Raw genomic sequence first — 2,098 nt, 5'->3', positions numbered from 1 at the left:
TTGCCCTTGGGCGTGAGGGAGAGCCGCTTCTCCGAGACGGCCGGGCGGCTCACGTAGCGGCACAACCGTTCGAGTTTCCTGCGCTCATGGGCCTTCACCGCCACGCCCGCGTGCAGGCTGAACCCGGGCCACCTTGCCCAGCGAGTCACCGAGCCGATTGCCCGGATCGCAGGCAGGCAACGTCTGCAGCGTGAACACCTTGCGACCAGCCTGTGGCCCGAGCGCGATGCGGTAGGTGATCGAGTGGCCCGCGAGCTGATCCATCGGGCCCTCGCCCAGCGCCGCCTCGGTGAGAAAACTGTTCTGGGCATCCCGTTGCAGCAAGCCTTGCCGTTCCAGAAAGCGCCCGACGCGCTTGGCGATGCCCTGAACGAGCCGGACGAGTTGCGTGCCGGTCGGCGCCTTCACCCAGACAAAGCGCACGCCGCTGGCGGCATCGACGTAGACGCCATCGCGGAAGAGCATGTGGAAGTGAATGTTCAGGTTCAGCGCGGCGCCGAAGCGCTGGATCAGCGTCACCGCGCCGGTGCGGGCGCTGTCTTGGGTGAACCCGGCCTGCTTGATCAGGTGCGCGGCAATGACGCGGTAGGCGATGCCCAGTACCTGGCCCATGATCGCCGGGCGACTGGCGAACAGGAAGCGCAATGGGAACGGGAAGCTGAGCACCCACTGGCGCATGGGCGCCTGCGGCAGAACCTCATCGACCAACAGGGCAGCACTCTCCGCCATGCGCCGCGCCCCGCAACTCGCGCAGAAGCCGCGCCGCTTGCAGCTGAAGGCCACCAGGTGTTCGGCATGGCAGGACTCGCAACGCACCCGCAGAAAGCCGTGCTCCAGGCGGCCGCACTTGAGGTAGTCCTCGAACTCCCGCTGCACGTAGTCCGGCAACGCCCGGCCCTGCCCGGCCAGGTGTTCGACGAACTCCGGGTAGTGTTGCTCGACCAGCCGGTAGAGCAGGGTCTGCTCGGGCCGGTGGCGCTGGTAAGCGGCAGCGCCCCATTGCGGCTCGGCACGCCTTGCCGCCGCGGTGCGAGACATGGTCCGCGTCCTTGCGAAGCTGTATGGATATACAGCATATCGCGCAGTCGGCGAGTCTGCATCCCGCGATGCCGCCGGGCGCGCCAAGCGCGACAACGGAGCGCCTGTCGGATTTCCTTACACTGCCCCTGGCTGCTCCGTCGGCCGGCAGGTTCTGGCCGGGTGCCGCCAGATGCGGACCGAGGCATCAGCTTGGACTTGCTTGACCAGGCAGCTTCGGCCGGGATCTTCAGAATCCCAGCACGAAAGGGAGATGCCGGCCTCCGGACGACGGGTCTGAAGTCCGGCAGGCAGCGAGCCGGCCCGCGCGGCGTCACTGGGCCGGTCCCTTGGGCTGCTTCCCGGCGGCCGCGGTCTCGGTGGCTGGCAACAGGTTCTCCCCGACCTTCAGTTGCTGTGCCTGCCGCGCCTGATCCTCGATGACGGCGGCTTCGCTGTAGAGGCCGGCTTCGGCCTTCGTGGACACCTCGGCTTGTTCATCCTGCGGCGCTCCCCGCGGTGGCGCCGTCGCCGGCCGTTCGCCGCTGGCCGCGGCCGGTTCCCGCTCCAGCATGGTGATGGGGATGCCTTGCGGGAACACCACCTCGCGGGCCTCGTCGGGCATCGAGATGCCGTGCGCCTGGAAAGCGCGCTTCACCAGCCGGATCACCGACGAGCGAACCTTCAGCCAGCTGTGCTCGCAACCGTTCAGCCAGAAGTAGACGCGCAGTTTGACGGTCGCATTGCCCAGGCTGTCCACCAGCACCGACGGCTCCGGGTCAATCAAGACCGCCGGGTGGTCCGCCAGCACCCGGCGGGCGATTTCCTGCGCATCGGTGATCGAGTCGTCGTAGCCGAACATCGCTACCATGATCTTCAATCCCGGGGGTCCTTACCGGCAGCAGGTTCTGGACTGGATTTGTTTCTTTGCAATTGCACTGCTGACGTTCAACCTGACCCAAGATCCAGGAAGATTCTTTAAAATCTTAGGTTGGGTGACAGGTCCAACTCTGCTGTTCGTGATTGTGATTGGGTTTCTGCAAATCATCAAAGTGAACCTTACGCCGGCTCTCAATACCCT

General features: G+C 65.8%; 2 protein-coding genes and 1 pseudogene. 1 reads left to right on the top strand and 2 read right to left on the bottom strand.

The features are described from left to right. Positions 1 to 1,038 (bottom strand): annotated as a pseudogene (locus tag H0V78_01270) (transposase). Positions 1,039 to 1,351: 313 nt separating this feature from the next. Beyond that, the gene (locus tag H0V78_01265) at positions 1,352 to 1,888 is read right to left on the bottom strand and encodes a mechanosensitive ion channel family protein (GenBank protein MBA2350447.1); all 537 of its coding nucleotides are present in this window, start codon (positions 1,886 to 1,888) and stop codon (positions 1,352 to 1,354) included. On the opposite strand from H0V78_01265, the gene H0V78_01260 reads away from it, so the two are divergent. Beyond that, positions 1,887 to 2,098 (top strand): hypothetical protein (locus H0V78_01260; protein ID MBA2350446.1); only part of this gene is annotated, 212 nt, incomplete at its 3' end. The two genes, H0V78_01265 and H0V78_01260, sit on opposite strands and share 2 nt — an antisense overlap.

The organism is Burkholderiales bacterium, assembly GCA_013695435.1.
Taxonomy (GTDB): Bacteria; Pseudomonadota; Gammaproteobacteria; order Burkholderiales; family JACMKV01; genus JACMKV01.
This window is presented reverse-complemented; position numbering and strand designations above follow the sequence as displayed.